The sequence below is a fragment of the Vibrio sp. NH-UV-68 genome (genome assembly GCF_042940635.1).
Taxonomy (GTDB): Bacteria; Pseudomonadota; Gammaproteobacteria; order Enterobacterales; family Vibrionaceae; genus Vibrio; species Vibrio pacinii.
Window position 1 is genome coordinate 1,762,670 of record NZ_CP134975.1, and the last position, 15,599, is coordinate 1,778,268.

14 protein-coding genes are annotated in these 15,599 nt (G+C 44.3%); 4 read left to right on the plus strand and 10 right to left on the minus strand.

What is annotated here, in order from left to right:
• Nucleotides 1–128: 128 nt before the first annotated feature.
• Complete coding sequence (locus tag ViNHUV68_RS08045) at nt 129–2,021, minus strand: methyl-accepting chemotaxis protein (RefSeq protein ID WP_391090297.1); 1,893 nt, start codon at nt 2,019–2,021, stop codon at nt 129–131.
• 416 nt (nt 2,022–2,437) lie between these two features.
• On the opposite strand from ViNHUV68_RS08045, the gene ViNHUV68_RS08050 reads away from it, so the two are divergent.
• Together ViNHUV68_RS08050 and ViNHUV68_RS08055 are read left to right on the plus strand one after the other, a co-directional pair.
• Nucleotides 2,438–4,324 (plus strand): glutamate decarboxylase, encoded by a 1,887-nt coding sequence (locus tag ViNHUV68_RS08050; RefSeq protein ID WP_391087182.1) that lies wholly within the window; start codon nt 2,438–2,440, stop codon nt 4,322–4,324.
• A 221-nt stretch (nt 4,325–4,545) separates the two neighbouring features.
• Nucleotides 4,546–5,838, plus strand: coding sequence for an HD domain-containing phosphohydrolase (locus tag ViNHUV68_RS08055; protein ID WP_391087185.1), 1,293 nt, complete (start codon nt 4,546–4,548; stop codon nt 5,836–5,838).
• Between the two features lie 89 nt (nt 5,839–5,927).
• On the opposite strand, the gene ViNHUV68_RS08060 is transcribed toward ViNHUV68_RS08055, so the two are convergent.
• Nucleotides 5,928–6,149, minus strand: a complete 222-nt coding sequence (locus ViNHUV68_RS08060) for a hypothetical protein (protein WP_038172406.1) — start codon at nt 6,147–6,149, stop codon at nt 5,928–5,930.
• A 289-nt stretch (nt 6,150–6,438) separates the two neighbouring features.
• On the opposite strand from ViNHUV68_RS08060, the gene ViNHUV68_RS08065 reads away from it, so the two are divergent.
• Complete coding sequence (locus ViNHUV68_RS08065; protein ID WP_038172407.1) at nt 6,439–7,305, plus strand: patatin family protein; 867 nt, start codon at nt 6,439–6,441, stop codon at nt 7,303–7,305.
• On the opposite strand, the gene ViNHUV68_RS08070 is transcribed toward ViNHUV68_RS08065, so the two are convergent.
• The 7 genes from ViNHUV68_RS08070 to ViNHUV68_RS08100 all read right to left on the minus strand — a co-directional run bounded on the left by ViNHUV68_RS08070 (nt 7,302) and on the right by ViNHUV68_RS08100 (nt 13,969).
• Nucleotides 7,302–7,904: a 2OG-Fe(II) oxygenase gene (locus ViNHUV68_RS08070; protein WP_038172411.1), complete on the minus strand. Its 603-nt coding sequence runs from the start codon at nt 7,902–7,904 to the stop codon at nt 7,302–7,304. The genes ViNHUV68_RS08065 and ViNHUV68_RS08070 overlap by 4 nt on opposite strands.
• A 162-nt stretch (nt 7,905–8,066) precedes the next feature.
• On the minus strand, nt 8,067–8,705 hold the full coding sequence (locus tag ViNHUV68_RS08075; RefSeq protein ID WP_038172413.1) for a response regulator transcription factor: 639 nt from the start codon (nt 8,703–8,705) through the stop codon (nt 8,067–8,069).
• A complete protein-coding gene (locus tag ViNHUV68_RS08080) occupies nt 8,698–10,062 on the minus strand; it encodes a cache domain-containing protein (RefSeq protein ID WP_391087190.1) in 1,365 nt (454 codons plus the stop codon). Before ViNHUV68_RS08080 ends, ViNHUV68_RS08075 begins: the two co-directional genes overlap by 8 nt.
• A 91-nt stretch (nt 10,063–10,153) precedes the next feature.
• The gene (locus ViNHUV68_RS08085) at nt 10,154–11,437 is read right to left on the minus strand and encodes a TRAP transporter large permease subunit (protein WP_391087193.1); all 1,284 of its coding nucleotides are present in this window, start codon (nt 11,435–11,437) and stop codon (nt 10,154–10,156) included.
• A 12-nt stretch (nt 11,438–11,449) separates the two neighbouring features.
• Entirely contained in the window at nt 11,450–11,983 is a 534-nt protein-coding gene (locus ViNHUV68_RS08090; protein WP_038172425.1) for a TRAP transporter small permease subunit, read from the minus strand.
• A 130-nt stretch (nt 11,984–12,113) separates the two neighbouring features.
• Complete coding sequence (locus ViNHUV68_RS08095) at nt 12,114–13,205, minus strand: TRAP transporter substrate-binding protein (protein WP_038172428.1); 1,092 nt, start codon at nt 13,203–13,205, stop codon at nt 12,114–12,116.
• Nucleotides 13,206–13,591: 386 nt separating this feature from the next.
• On the minus strand, nt 13,592–13,969 hold the full coding sequence (locus ViNHUV68_RS08100) for a hypothetical protein (RefSeq protein ID WP_038172431.1): 378 nt from the start codon (nt 13,967–13,969) through the stop codon (nt 13,592–13,594).
• Nucleotides 13,970–14,188: 219 nt separating this feature from the next.
• Between ViNHUV68_RS08100 and ViNHUV68_RS08105 the strand changes: the two genes are divergently transcribed.
• The gene (locus ViNHUV68_RS08105; protein ID WP_038172434.1) at nt 14,189–14,863 is read left to right on the plus strand and encodes a DUF2982 domain-containing protein; all 675 of its coding nucleotides are present in this window, start codon (nt 14,189–14,191) and stop codon (nt 14,861–14,863) included.
• Between the two features lie 55 nt (nt 14,864–14,918).
• On the opposite strand, the gene ViNHUV68_RS08110 is transcribed toward ViNHUV68_RS08105, so the two are convergent.
• A complete protein-coding gene (locus ViNHUV68_RS08110; protein WP_038172437.1) occupies nt 14,919–15,575 on the minus strand; it encodes an MBL fold metallo-hydrolase in 657 nt (218 codons plus the stop codon).
• Nucleotides 15,576–15,599 lie beyond the last annotated feature (24 nt).

Consider the following 15,599-nt stretch of genomic DNA (forward strand, 5'->3'; position numbering starts at 1 on the left):
AGTTACGCCAAAATGAATAGCTGTTGCCTTGAGAGCCGTGTGTCGTTTGATAAGTTAAACTAAAAATCGGCTTAACGCTCAGTTAAGCCGATTTGATTTTTTACAGTTTATCGCTTTAACTGTTTGAATTAGCTCAGCTTAAAGTTGGCGACCTGTCGCTTAAGATCGTCATTGGTGTCATTAAGCAACTCCGTCGCTTGTACCGTTTGCTGACCGCTAGTGACCAATGACTCGACAATATCTCGGATCGACAGCATATTACGACTTAACTCTTCTGCTACGGTACTTTGTTCTTCTGTAGCTGCCGCAATTTGAGTACTGACATCATCAATTTCTTGTACCGATGTGCTCATTACGGTCAGGCTTTCAGACACTTCAGCGGTTTTATCGGCGGTCTCTTGGCATTGCCTTTTGGTTGAGTCCATAGCCTTAACGACGCTTTCTGTACCACCAAGTAACTGATTAAGCATGTCAGAAATTTCCATCGTGCTGTTTTGCGTTCTCCCGGCAAGAGCACGAACTTCATCAGCAACAACGGCAAAACCCCGACCCTGCTCACCCGCGCGAGCGGCTTCTATCGCAGCGTTAAGCGCAAGTAAATTGGTTTGTTCAGAGATCTCACCAATCACAGTCAACACATTACTGATCTTATTCGCGTCTTGATTCATGCGAAGAATGCGGTTTGACATGTCCTCTACTTCTGTCACTAACGCACTTACGGTGCTAACGGCGTTATTAACAATGGCAAGAGATGATTCTGCTTCTTTACTCGCCTCTTCGGTGATGCGATTTGATTGATTGACGTTTTCTGCTACGGTTCGAGCGCTCTCACTCATTTCAGTAATGGCAGTCACCACTTGCTCTGTTTCACTTGAGTGGGTCACCAGTTTGGCCTCATTTTCACGCGCCGTCGTGCCCAACTGTTTAGCACTAACCGAGATATTTTGGCTGGCTTGCGATATATGCAGCATCATCTCTTGGAGGTTTTCAACAAATCGATTGAAGCCCTGACTTATCTGAGCTAAATCATCATCGCCTTCAATTTTGAGTCGCTGCGTCAGATCACCGGTACCATGAGACAAGTCAAGCACCGCGCTTTTTAATTTCAACAGCGGTCGATAAGCGTATTGTAAAATAACAAAAATCGCGCCACAGCTGACAAGCAGTAATATGCCGCCGGTCAGCAAAGATTCGTACATTGCTGCGTAAACATCCACCAGCGCACTCTCTTGATCAACAAATACCATCAAGGTCCAATACATATCGGGGGTCAAGTTAACGCGTTCGAAATAACCATCAAATTGAATACCGAGATAAGGAAAACTTAAATGGCCAGATTGTTGCGAGAAAAAGGCGCGCTCCATGTCAGCGAAATTTGCGCTAATTTGCGAAGGGGTTTTTCCGATATCATTCGGATCGTCACTGGCAAAAAATACCGCATTGTTGTCAGTTAGTGTCGCTGCACCACCAGCAAAACGCATATTGCTCACCGCACTGATCACATCGCCAAGTTTTATATCACCCAATAAAACGCCTATCACCTGCCCCTCTTGCTTAACAGGCATCGTTACACTGACCACTTTCTGTTGAGTAATTTGGTCTTTATATACTCCGGTAACCGTGACGTCAGAGGCGTTTTTCGCACTTTGATACCAATCCCTGGTACGAAAATCATATTTGCTATCGTCAAGCGACATATACGAACGACCGTCTTGATAGGACATGATGACATTTGAAATCGAAGCGCTTGTCGCCAGAAGTTCAACTAAGCGTTGATTGTCGTCATCGTTGAGTTGGAGGTTAAAACTTTTGGCACCATTCTTAATCGCCTGAGTTTTAAACGTCATCATCTGCTCAAGCTCTGCCACATGAAAACTCAGTTTGTCTGATGTTTTCGCCACTAGGCCGTCAACCATATTGTCTCTCATCGCGACGATATTGAGCGTGCCCAATACGATGAGAGAAGCCGCGACGAGCACCCCTACGCCAATGTAAATTCTTGATTTAAAGCCTAAATTCATCTTATACCTCACGGTTTGCGTGTTAGAGCGGTATTTTTGATGATGTTGGTCATTAATTTTGTGCTTCACGTTACTGATCACTCAATACGCAAAGACGAAAACCAATCTATCACCTAGCCATGATAACTCTTTTTAATTATATGCAACTAAGTTACCAATAGAATGTGTAGCTGTTTTGACAACAACTATCAACATTTGAATAGTATTTATTCTCGAAAAATCGCCTTATTTAGTCTTTAGTAAATCCCGACAAGCATATATGCGACTGAGTTAATACTTTGAAAATTGCTCAAGCTAATATTCAACCAGGTGACTATAGTAAGCGATACACGAACATATCGTGGTTGGCTAGGTAGCGAAAAAGCTCTCGCTACTTGTTCCGGATAAAACAATCTTAAAAACTTGGAGCAACAATTATGAGTGAAAAAACCAACATTAAGTACGGTCCTAGGCGAGACCCCTGGATAGAACAGGTGCCCGACTTCGCGCTTGGCAAGATCTCCCCACCTTCAGCAGATCCGACCAAGATCTATGCCGAAAGAAATTATGATTTTCACTACACCGAACAAGCCGTTAACAGCTTTGATGTAGAGCTGCCTCCCGGTGGGCAAACGGCAAGTGAACAAGACCAAGTTTTTCGACAACTTCTTGCCTATGTTGATGGACAAAAACAGCACTTTCTTGGTTATCAAACGGAAGAAAAAATCCACTATCAAAGTCATTTACCCCCTTTTCTTAACGCCAGTCTAAACAACGTGGGTGACCCTTTCGTCAACGGCAACTATACGATCAATTCAAAATGTGTAGAGCGCTCGGTGCTCGACTATTTTGCTTGTTTATGGAATGCAAAATGGCCATCTCAAGGGCCATATATCGATAAGAACAACCAGCTTCAATCAGGTGATCCACAGAGTTACTGGGGTTATGTCCTTACCATGGGCAGTACCGAAGGAAACTTATATGCGATGCTCAATGCTCGAGACTATTTAAGCGGTGTGATGTTGTTAGAAGAGGAAATACGATCTGAAACCGAAACCGGCACAACCATAATGAATAGCGAAGTCTATGCACACTACCCTTGCCCACCACCACAAAACGCCAATGCCTATACTCCTGTCGCATTTTTCTCAGAGGACACTCATTACTCGATCGTGAAGGCGATGGCGGTTGAAAAAATCGATACCTTTGGTGAACTTGGGAATCGACTTTACCCGCAACAGAACCCCGTCGAAATAGGAAAACCTTGGCCAAGCGAGGTCGAGTCAGAGAAACCAACTGCAGACCTTCCAGCAGGCTCCGGTGCAATTGATATTGAAAAACTCGTTAAATACGTGACGTTTTTTGCTGAAAAAGGTCACCCTATTTTGGTGGTTCTCAACTGCGGTACGACGTTTAAAGGCGCCTATGATGATGTTGACCATGTTACTCGTCGATTGGAACCAATTTTAAAAGCCAATGGACTGTGGCAAAGAAAGGTGCCCGTTGACCCTAAAGATCCCCAGAGCCACTACGAGACTCGCACAGGTTACTGGCTTCATATCGATGGAGCACTTGGCGCCAGCTACCTGCCCTTCATTAAAATGGCCAAGGATTGCCAAGAGTATCAGACGTACTTTGCCAAGCATGGTGACGACACTGGGCCTAATTTTGACTTCAGTAACCCTATGGTTCACTCGATTGTCACTAGCGGACATAAATGGCCGGGGGCTCCTTGGCCGACAGGCGTCTACATGACCAAACAACAATTTATGGTTTCCCCACCTGATAACCCAGAATACATTGGCTCCCCCGATACCACCTTTGCTGGTTCACGTAATGGGCTCTCTCCGCTAGTACTTTGGGAATATTTTGCTCGTAACAGTTATCAGCAACAAATCGAGCTCGCCATGCAAGCACAACAAATGGCACATTATGCTTATGAGCAGTTGTCTCTTGTGGCCGAGTTTTGGCGCAACAAGGGAGTGGGATTACCAGAAGGATTATGGTTACAAAGAACACCATTGTCGCTCTCTCTTATCTTCTGCCAACCGAATGAGTCGATCATTTTCCGTTACTCGCTTGCTAAAGAGAGCATCAGCTTAGGAGAAGGCCAAGATAAAGAGCAGAGGCACTATGTTCACCTTTTCACGATGTGGGACGTAGACAAGACTCTGATCGACAGCTTATGTCATGATCTCAAACAGCCAGATGCATTTGATCCTGTTTTATTTGAGTCAATTAAGCACACAACAGTGACTAAACCTCGTGTCACGAATACCCTCAAACAAGTTCGTTTACCTCTTAGGGGGCGTTCATTTCGCTGATCAATTCGAACATTCATAAAGGCTAGTGGCACCTCAAATTCATCAGCATGTTTTTGAGGTGCAAGGCCTACTTTGGATATCAACGCATTTCACACCACTCATCACATTTACCAACTCAAATACTGTAATTTTGAGCAGCATCACTCGTGAAGCAACTTTTTTAGACTAGCCTTTCAGTGATTGAAAATTACCTAACTATCATTAGCTTGAGGTGTTCGTTGGTGGAAAAGATAAAAACCGTAGGTGCCGAATCCTTTTCTGTGGATCTTAAGCACGCGCTCGTCTGGGTAGCTCGGGCACTAGACTATGTCGGTGTCGATGACATTCACCACAATCATCGCGTCGCCTATATCGCGCATGAGTGTGCGAAACGACTCAACTGGCCGATAAAAAAACAAGAGTTTACTTTTTTCGCAGGCCTTATACACGATTGTGGTGTATCGCAAACGAATGAACACCAAGAACTTATCCGTGAATTAACACCAGCCCACGTCCAAACGCACTGCTCTGTCGGATTTAACGCCCTTAATAAGTGCAGTTTACTGGCCAAGTTTTCTACAATCATTCTTCATCATCATACCCATTGGGAGCTATTGAAAGAGATCGATTTGTCTCCTTACGAGAAGGATATCGCGGCGCTTATTTTTATTTCGGATCGATTGGACTTTCTGCGTGCCAAACATATTAGTTCTAATAGCGCTGACTTGGTAACACTACGCAAAAAGGAAATATCTGACGAACTCAATAAACGCAGCGGCACGCTTTTCCGTCCAGAATACGTTGAAGTTCTGTGTGAATTAGTGACCAAAGATGGTTTTTGGTTTGCGATGGAGCCTGAAAACATTGAATCAATACCGTTGCACTTCACTCACTTAGAATGGCTGCACAAAGATCTCTCGATGCATGATCTGATTCAGTTAGGCCGCTTTATTGCGGGTATTGTCGATGCTAAAAGTCCTTTTACTTACCAGCATTCAATCAAAGTTGCCGAGTTGTGCTTACACCTTGCTCTGGCAATGCATCTACCTAGGCACACTGCACGTATGTTATATGTGTCTGGATTGGTTCATGATATCGGTAAATTGCGTACACCAGACGAGATTTTGCATAAACCCGGTCAGCTCACTGCTGAAGAGTATATTCACATCAAACGTCACACTATCGACACAGAAATTGCGCTGCAGATGGTGTTCCCTAACTCAAAGATTGGAGAATGGGCCTCAAATCATCACGAAAAACTCAATGGAACAGGTTACCCGTACAATAAATCAGCTAAAGACCTTGATTTACCCTCAAGAATCATCGCTGTTGCCGATATTTTTCAAGCCTTGTCGCAAGACCGCCCGTATCGTGATCGTCTTACAGCCAATGAAATTATCGACATCATGCAGCCGATGGTGACGGATAAACTAATTGACGATGAAGTTTTTCAATATCTCAATAGTAACTTGGATGATTTCTACCTAATGTCGATATCACCAGATGAAAACATTCATCCTCTCTATGCAGCATGATCCATTGGCGAATCGATGAATAAAATATCAAAAACGGGGAGCTAAGTGCTCCCCTAGTAATAACTTTTTATGCCACATAAAAGCCGCATCTAGTGAGTTGAACTATCACTACGCTGACCAAATTCGGCTTGGTGGTAGATATTGGCAAGACTTCGATCCTTACGAGACTTAGCTTTATTAGCTTGGCTCACACAACGTTGTTCTTGCGCCTGCAATGCTTTCTCATGCTCTTTGGCAGAATTAAGAAATTTAGGATCGCTCAACGCTTGTTGGCGTAGGCGGTTTACACGTTCAATCGTTTCTAACAACATACACACCTCCTTAACCTGTGTTTATAAACAGTATAGTTCAGTTTAATAGCAATGCAAGAAAACACCTGTGTATATGCACAGACAATCATTTTAACTGCTTGTTTGTCTGGCCATTTAGTTAAGCTAGTCTTTATTGGTGTTATCTTGAACCTGTCATTCCCTATCAATTACATTGGTATTTTCTATCAATAGGAACACTCTATCGCAGTGATATACACCACCCATTTCAAAAACCTAGCAACACTAATTACACTGTCGATATTGAAGAACAGCAGATGATGAAGTAACGATGAAAGCGATAGTGGTTGAAGGTGGGGCAATGCGAGGTATTTTTGCGGCAGGTGTGTTAGATCAATTTATCGAGCAAAACTATTATCCCTTTGATTTCGCACTTGGAGTGTCGGCGGGTGTCTCTAATTTAGTCGGGTACTTAGCCAAACAATCTGGTCGTAGTTACCAAGTGATTACTCAACTTGCGACAGATAAGCAGTTTTATAATCCTGCTCGCTTCCTTAAAGGAGGCAACCTTGTTGATGTAAAGTGGTTGGTGACACAATCGAATCAACAGTATCCGCTTGATACCGATACTATGTTTAACAACATCCCTTTAATTGCGACGGCGACTAATATCGAAACAGGCCGTGCTGACTACTATCAGGTAAATGCTGACAATTTAGAGAAAGTGCTAGAAGCCACTAGCGCGCTGCCAATCGCCTACAAACAGACTCCCTGTTTATCACGTGGCTGTTACACCGATGGCGGCGTCGCCGATTCGATCCCTGTCATCGAAGCTTATCGTCGTGGTGCACGAGAGATCACGGTAATACTGTCTCATCCGCTCAGCTATCAAATGCCAGTACGAAAAAGTGCGTTAGTCTTTAAACGCCTTCTTAAACAGTATCCAAAGATAGGCGATGCGATGGTCGACCGAGCTAGGCGCTACAATCAATCGCTTGAGTTTATTCGCCATCCACCTGTTGATGCCACCATCAGAGTTATCGCACCCTCACAGACATTTGCCGTCAAGCGTTTAACCATGAAACAAACTTTATTAGAGCAAGGTTATCAGATGGGACGTTCAAAAGGACAACAACACCTTGCTAGTCGACAAGGTGTACATGGCTTAACCCGTGAAAACTGTCACTTCTGTATCTAGTTGGCGATATCAAGCCGGTTGTTTTGTACTCCATTGACGCGAAACCACCCAGCAATACTGTAACGCTCACTATTGGTCGGCAACACTTCATGTGGAAATTGCTCAGAAAAAAACACCAGTAACCGACCTGACTTTGGGGCGATGGTCAGCAAGTGCTTATCTTCAAGGTCATAGATCGCTAGCTCGCCAGCATCATCCACTGTCCATGAGTCGTTCAAGTAAAAGACGGTTGTCAGTTTACGATTCTCATTGCCTTTAAAACTGTCGAGGTGTTTTTGGTAGTAATCTCCTCGCTCGTACTTGGCAAAGTGGGCTTCATACTCAAATAAACCAAGAAAGAAATGGCGATTTGCTTCTAATCGTAGGCATTCCATCTTATCGAGGTAGGACAAAACAGGGGCGTCCATCGCTCGGTGTAGCCAATGAACTTTATCACTGCGAATTGAGGTTGCACGCACTGCTTGCTCACCACGCCCGATTCGTGCTTTTTCCCATTCAGGAGGTAGACACTGCCGTAGCTGCTCAACTTCATTTGGCGACAGAAAGTCATCCCAAACATAATATCCTTGGGTAAATAACGCATCGATAAGCTGGTTCATTTCTCGCGTGGAGTCCATTAAAGCGATTGGAACCACGCTTATACACAATCAATACAGACAACAACTAATCAGATTTCTTGTCGTAACGACAAATGAGGTCAAAACAGAAAATTGTGGCGCCACCACCAAGTCACGCCAAATTTTACACAAGAAAAACATTCACTACGCAACGATACCCTGCTCAAGTGCGTATTTTGCTAGCTCCGCGGTACTGTGTAAGTCCAGTTTGTGTTTGATATTTTGCCGATGTGTTTCCACTGTGCGGTAACTGATATTTAAAAGTGATGCGATTTTTTTACTACTATTGCCCTCCGCCACCAACTTCAAGATCGCCTCTTCTCGTCGACTGAGTGGATTTGGCCGTTGCGCTGCGGGGATCACTTCTTGGGAAAACAAGGTTTGTGTGACCGATTCACAAAAATAGGTCGAGCCTTGATAGACAGTTTTGATCGCTTGAACCATGCGTTGTGCGCAGATTTCTTTGAGCATATAACCGACGGCCCCCACCTGCATCACTTTCATAATGTACTCTCGATTGTCATGCATGGTTAACATCAACACTTTTACATCAGGCATCGATTCTTTGATCACCTTCGTTGCATCAATACCGTTCATCAGTGGCATGCTAACGTCCATCAAAACAACATCCGGTTGCAGCGCCTTCACAACCTCTATCGCCTCTAGCCCGTTACTTGCAGAGCCAACAACATCAATATCAGATTCGGTCTGCAGTCGCGCTTTAAAACCGTCTAAAACAACTTGGTGATCATCAACAATCACCACTTTAATCGGTTCATCCATAAACTAATCCGTCCAACTCCAACAATACGGTTATCTCAGTGCCCAACCCTGGCTGACTTTCGATATCCAGTTCGCCACCAATAAATTCGACACGTTCACGCATATTACGCAGACCAATGCCGCTTTTCCTCAAGGTTGCATTAACATCGAACCCGACCCCATCATCACGAATGATCAACTGCAGCATATTGCCCATCTGCTGCAAAATGACACTGACGCTGTCAGCGTGAGCGTGTTTTTCAATATTGGTCAGTGACTCCTGAGCAACGCGATACAATGTGGTCGCCACTTCCGATTTTAGCTTACTCGAAGAGTCAGTATTGAGTGTCGCTTCAACATCGATACCTGAGTGCGCCTTAAAGTCTAGCAGTAAACTGTTTAATGCGGCTTCTAAGCCAATATCATCAAGCGCACTTGGTCTCAGGTTATGCGAAATGTGCCTCACTTCATTGATCGCCGTCATCAACGATTGTTGCGATTGAGCCAGGTGCTGTTTAAGGGGAGCGTCATCAATTTTACTGGCCAATAACTCCAAATGACACTTGCTCGATACCAATAACTGATTGATACCATCGTGTAGCTCTCTGGCCAGATGCTTTTTTTCATCTTCTTGAAACATCACTGTTTTATGCGCAAGCTCTTTTAAACTCTTATCCGCCAATCGATGTTCATGCAGGTTAACTGCCAGCGTAATCACCACAATGACTCCTACGGTGACGCTCATAATGACGATCACCGAGAAAAACGTCGTATCAATGTTATTATTAACCTCGGACTTTAAATTCGCTACCTCATAGGTAACATCTTCAATGTAAAGCCCTGTTCCCACCATCCAGTTCCACCTTTCAAGCCAGGCGGCATAACTGAGTTTAGGGACATTTTCTCCTGTTGATGGTTTTTGCCATAAGTAACGATGAAAACCTCCACCATTTTGTGCCTCATTAAGCAGAGCTTCAATAAGGTGATCACCATTTTCGTCTTGAAGAAGCAGAAGATTTTGTCCGACCAACTCTGGCTGTATCGGGTGAACTAAGTTGACGCCAAATTGATCATAGGCAAAAAAATAGCCGTCTTTATCTTTGCCGTAACGAAGCTTATTTAACACCTCTTTAACCTGCTGTTTGGCTTGTTGCTCAGGTAAACTGGTGTCATTGTAGATATGCCCGATAGCATCAAAAGCAAGGTCAACATAATCTTTCAATGCTGTCTCTTTGGAACGAATCAATCCATCTTCAAAAATTTGAATCTCTTTTTCACCCAGCGTTTTAGCTTGGTGGATAGATATCCAACTGGTCAATGCCGTCACCAACATAAGTGGCAGTAGACTGAGAAGTATGAGTTTTCCTTGTAGAGGCATCCCTTTCCCCAATAAAAAAACAAAGGCTGCTTACCTTTCGGTTAAGCAGCCTCACTTTAGCAGGAGTTGTGATCAAATCGTAACTTGTTGATCACATTCCGTAGAATCCAGGGAAGACCAACAAGGAAGCCAGGACCAACACCTGAATCGCGATGAATGGCATTACACCTCGGTAGATGTCTCGGGTTGTCACACCATTTGGAGCGACCCCTTTTAGATAGAATAAACTAAAGCCAAACGGTGGGGTTAAGAATGATGTCTGCAAGTTCATCGCAACGAGGATTGCGAACCATGTCATGTTGATGCCCATCAGTTCAGCCACTGGCGCTATAATTGGCACAATAATGAAACAGATTTCAACGAAGTCGATGAAAAAGCCCAACACTAAGATAACCAACATAGTGATAATCAAGAAGCCCCATTTCTCACCTGGAAGCTGAAGCATCCACTCTTCAACCAAATAGTCACCACCTGTGTAGGTAAACGCCATTGAGAAAGCCGTTGCACCGAGCAAGATCGCAAAGACCATCGCCGTCACTTTAACCGTTTCTTTGGCCGCATCATAAACCATCATGAAACTGAATTGACCATACAGTAGCGCGAGTACAATCGCACCGGCACCACCCAACGCCGCCGATTCTGTCGGTGTCGCCACACCCGCAAAAATCGAGCCCAGTACCACAATAATCAACGCTAATGGCGGGACCACCGCTTTCAGAGCAGCAATAACTTCTTGCTTACGATTAAGATTCTCATCAGCTGGCATCGCTTTGGCCGATTCAGGGTTTAATTTGGCATAGATAAGTATGTAGATGATGTAAGCTGCAACCAACACGAAACCTGGCCAAATCGCCGCTTGGAACAAGTCACCGACAGGGACACCTAGTACGTCGCCAAGCAGAATCAAAACAATAGAAGGTGGGATGATCTGGCCAAGCGTACCAGAAGCACAAATGGTGCCACACGCTAAGCCTTTATCGTAATTGTACTTGAGCATAACAGGGAGTGAAATCAACCCCATGGCAACAACAGAAGCACCAACAACACCTGTTGACGCCGCTAAAAGCGCACCAACCAATACGGTAGAGATCGCGATACCACCATTAACGCCGCCAAATAACTTGCCCATCGATTCTAGCAGTTGCTCAGCAAGACGCGTTTTTTGCAATACCAACCCCATAAAGACAAACAGGGGAACGGCCATTAACACGGTGTTTTCCATAATCGACTGGATTCGATATGGCATAAAGGCAAACATATCCATGCCTTCTGCCCACACACCAAAAATCAACGCAATACCGCCAAAGGTAAACGCAACTGGAAAGCCAAGTAGCAAAGCAAACAAGGCTACAAAAAACATTACAATACCGACCATTTTCTTGTCTCCTTACTTTTGCTCTTGTGAATATATAAGATGTGGATTGACGATTTTGTTGATGGAGTGAAGCAATAAACCAACGCCACTGATCGCCATAAAGAAGAATGAAAGTGGGATCATCGCTTTGATTATCCAACGGTAAGGCAGACCACCAGGGTCACCGGATGTTTCGCCTAGCTCGTAACTCTCGCGAGCAAAGTCGACGCCGTAGTAAGCCACTAGCAGACAAAATGGGAATAAGAAAAACAGCGTACCGAGCACATCGATAATGGCTTGAGCTTTGTTCGACAGACGCTCATAAAACAAATCAACGCGAACATGCCCACCGGATTTAATCGCATAAGGAACGCCGAGTAGGAAAACGGCCGAGAATAGATGCCATTCCATTTCTTGAAACGCAATGGAAACATCATTGAACGCATAGCGCATCACAACATCGTAGACGACATTGGCCAGTAGCAAGATAAATAAAATGCTCGATAACCATCCGAGGAAGTCACCAAGGCGATTAAATGCTCGCTCGATATATATTAGGCTTCTCATTCCCTACTCCATGGAATTTTGAATAGATGCCACTCATAGAGCAGCGAAGTACTATCTGATAGGTTTCTTGGGCTAGCGAATGAGTGACAACGTCACCCATTCGCTTATTGTTATTGTTACGCCAAATCTTTTATTGTTGTGCTTGGCTGTTGAGGTAAGCGCGATGTGAGATGTTAGACCACGGACGAACCTGATTTAGGTAGTTCGCTTGAGACTGTTGAATCTCATTCGCCAATGCATCTTTCTCTGCATGATCTTTTAGCAAGCGATCATTAGCTTCACGTAGCGCTGTCATGACCTCTTCTGGGAAATCTTTAACCATGACATTAGGGTACTCAGACTTGATTGACGCCCAGTTCTTACCACTTTCGTGTTTTGACTGTGTGTACATATCGTAGGCTGCAGTCTTCATCGCGACACGTAAGATAGCTTGTAGATCAGCCGGTAGACGTTCCCATACACGTTTGTTAACCAAGAACTGAAGTTCTGTTGCTGGCTCATGCCAACCTGTGTAGTAGTAAGGCGCAATTTTGTGGAAGCCCATACGTAAATCAAGCGATGGACCGACCCACTCTAGTGCATCAATGGTACGACGCTCAAGTGAGGTATAAAGCTCGCCCGGGGCAATGTTAGTCGGTTTGGCGCCAAGTTCGGCAAGGATCTCACCGGCAAACCCTGGAATACGCATTTTCAGACCTTGTAAGTCTTCAACGGAGTTAATCTCTTTTTGGAACCAGCCACCCATCTGGGTATCGGTATTACCGCCAGGGAACGATAGAAGGTTATGTTGAGAATAAACCTGCTCCATTAGTTCCATACCACCGCCGTAGTAGAACCATGCGTACTGCTCTGTTGGTAGCATGCCGAAAGGCATCGAAGTGAAGTAAAGGGTGTTTGGCACTTTACCTTTCCAGTAATACGACGCTGAGTGGCCCATATCATATTGGCCAGACTTAACCATATCGAAAACACCTAGCGGCGCTTTATGTTTGTTGGCAGAGTCGATACGAATCTGTAGACGTCCGTTTGACATCTCTTCAGCCATTTTGGCCATATTTTTGGTGGCATCACCAAATATTGGAAAGTTTGGTCCCCATGTTTCTGCCAGCTTCAAGCGATATACTTTTTCTGCCGCAGAAGCAGAAGTAGCCATAACAGCTAACGCAGCTGCCATTGCGGTTCCTTTAAAAATTCGTTTTAGCGATTTTTTAATAACACTCATGTTCACGTCCTTTGTTAACGGGTCATACCTTTTTAGATATGTTCTATATCGATTACAGAGTGGTCGATCATTAGCAAAGATGAAATCAGCGTGAACACGGATGTTTTTTAACACACACGACGGAAGTTAGACTAAAGAACTACGTAGTACTACGTAATCCATAAGATACGAGATAATTTTATAGTAAAAAAATCAATAAATTAAACGGAAGAGAAATATGACTACCATGCGTTAACTACGTAGTGATAAACGCGAGTAAAACAACGCAGACATTAGCTGGAAATGTGACAAAGATATTAATAACACATTGAATAAATGATAAAGCCTCGACAAAATCGAGGCTTTTCAATGTACATTTAGCGGCATAAAGCACGCTGCTGCGGCGTTTAAATGGCTTTGTAAATAACTTTGTTACCCGCAAGCTGCTCTTTCGCTACTAGGTTTTCTTCCAGTAGTTTTTTCAAAGCGCCAGTCGCCCAAGAAGCCGCTTTAGCGTCATCTTGACCCGCTTCAAGGCCAATGCCTTTTGGATTGATACCGTCTGCATTTTTCACAACGATATCTAAAACTTGTTGTTGCTTTGGAGTGAGCGCAACGTCAGTTATTTTCGCCGCGGCTACAACTTGTTGTTTCGCTGCTGGCTTGGCCACTAGCTTTTTCTCAACAGCAGGCTTGGCTTTCTGTGTTGCTTCTACGTTTGCAACTGTCGCTTTAATGCGTTTTTGCAGCTTTAACTGCACCTTACGCTTATGAGCAAGTCTCATCGAGTATTTCTCCATTTCACTGCATACGTGGCAGTGGTGAAAATTTGAAGCGCGATTTATAGCAAATTTTTGGCTGAATTTACAGGGTATCGACGCCTTTATGCCACAAAAATACCCGATACGCAGGTATCAGACTACAATTTAATCAGTGTTATTGTGATCGATTCTTAGACTACTGATTATATAAACAGAGGTATCTCGCGACTTGAGTAATGAAGGATGCAAACCGTACACTTAACCAATCAACCTTTTGTATTTTCTTCTATCACCGTACGTTGGCTAACGGGTATTTTTACCATTGGTTGCGTATTTTTGATGGTGTATGCTCCTGGTTGGCAGCAGGGGTTGATCACGATAATCGCGATAGGCTGCGTGCTCGCCTTCGGCTACCTACTGATCCTGAAAAGCACCGTACGTTTTACTCTCACTGCCACGCATTTCCAGCAACACTTATTCAAGGGCGGTTGGGTAGTTAAATGGAATAACATCCAAAAAATTGATATTTGCACCTACGAGCAAGACGGTTGGCAGCACCCCTTGCCGTGGATCGGAATCAAGTTGAAATGCTACTCCCCTTACATCAATAGTATTTGCCCACGCATCGCTACCGAGCTGTTGCTAAGTCAACGAGCGCTGCTTTATTTAGGTGCGAGACAGCATAAACAAAGCGAAAATTTTGAGGATATTGTACTCGACTCAGCTATTTATAGAAATGAAGAGGGTGTGGAGTTTAAAGGCCTACAAGCGATGTTAGCCAACCGCATGCGCTATCAGCGGCGTTATTTCGATTACGATATTTTTATTGCAGCGCAAGACTTAGACAGAGCGCCAGAAGAATTCGTTGGCCTTGCACGGCGCTATCTCGCCGCTGCCGAGTCTGAGCCGACAGCTTGATGAACAACGGCGATAAAAAAGGCCGCATCAGCGACCTTTACTGTTTAAACACGCGTTAATAGAGCGGCATTTCGTCGGCAACAAATGGGTTTGAAGCGCGTTCGCGACCAAAAGTGGATTCTGGGCCATGACCTGGCACAAAGCGCACATCGTTACCTAACGGCCACAGCTTAGTTTTAATTGAAGTAATCAGAGTATTAAAGTCACCCTGAGGGAAATCAGTACGACCAACAGAACCATTGAATAGCACATCGCCAACAAAAGCTAATTTCGCTTGTTCGCTAAATAGCACCACATGGCCTGGAGTGTGACCAGGGGTATGAATAACATCAAGAACTTGCTGACCAAAGGTGATTTTATCACCCTCATCAAGCCACTGATTCGGCTCAAATGCTTGAGTCAGAGGAAAACCAAACATTTGGCTTTGCCCTTCTAATCCTTGTAGCCAGAAGTTATCGGCTTTATGTGGGCCAACAATCTCAACACCACCCAATTCACTGGCTAAAGGCTCAGTGCCACCTACGTGATCTAAATGGCCATGAGTCAAAACTAACTTGACCACTTTCACACCGAGTTGATTAATCAACATGCTAAGTTGTTGGACATCACCACCTGGATCGACAACGATGCCTTCCATGGTTTCATCACACCAAACAATAGAGCAATTCTGAGAGAACGAGGTAACAGGAACAACTTGATACTTAAGCGACATAGCTAACCTTTAGCAATCTTCTAA

Coding starts and splice junctions, on each gene's coding strand:
- ViNHUV68_RS08110 (WP_038172437.1), bottom strand. CDS start 15,575: ATGTCGCTTAAGTATCAAGTTGTTCCTGTTACCTCGTTCTCTCAGAAT.
- ViNHUV68_RS08085 (WP_391087193.1), bottom strand. CDS start 11,437: ATGGTCGGTATTGTAATGTTTTTTGTAGCCTTGTTTGCTTTGCTACTT.
- ViNHUV68_RS08080 (WP_391087190.1), bottom strand. CDS start 10,062: ATGCCTCTACAAGGAAAACTCATACTTCTCAGTCTACTGCCACTTATG.
- ViNHUV68_RS08050 (WP_391087182.1), top strand. CDS start 2,438: ATGAGTGAAAAAACCAACATTAAGTACGGTCCTAGGCGAGACCCCTGG.
- ViNHUV68_RS08075 (WP_038172413.1), bottom strand. CDS start 8,705: ATGGATGAACCGATTAAAGTGGTGATTGTTGATGATCACCAAGTTGTT.
- ViNHUV68_RS08070 (WP_038172411.1), bottom strand. CDS start 7,904: ATGAACCAGCTTATCGATGCGTTATTTACCCAAGGATATTATGTTTGG.
- ViNHUV68_RS08100 (WP_038172431.1), bottom strand. CDS start 13,969: ATGAGACTTGCTCATAAGCGTAAGGTGCAGTTAAAGCTGCAAAAACGC.
- ViNHUV68_RS08045 (WP_391090297.1), bottom strand. CDS start 2,021: ATGAATTTAGGCTTTAAATCAAGAATTTACATTGGCGTAGGGGTGCTC.
- ViNHUV68_RS08060 (WP_038172406.1), bottom strand. CDS start 6,149: ATGTTGTTAGAAACGATTGAACGTGTAAACCGCCTACGCCAACAAGCG.
- ViNHUV68_RS08105 (WP_038172434.1), top strand. CDS start 14,189: ATGCAAACCGTACACTTAACCAATCAACCTTTTGTATTTTCTTCTATC.
- ViNHUV68_RS08065 (WP_038172407.1), top strand. CDS start 6,439: ATGAAAGCGATAGTGGTTGAAGGTGGGGCAATGCGAGGTATTTTTGCG.
- ViNHUV68_RS08095 (WP_038172428.1), bottom strand. CDS start 13,205: ATGAGTGTTATTAAAAAATCGCTAAAACGAATTTTTAAAGGAACCGCA.
- ViNHUV68_RS08090 (WP_038172425.1), bottom strand. CDS start 11,983: ATGAGAAGCCTAATATATATCGAGCGAGCATTTAATCGCCTTGGTGAC.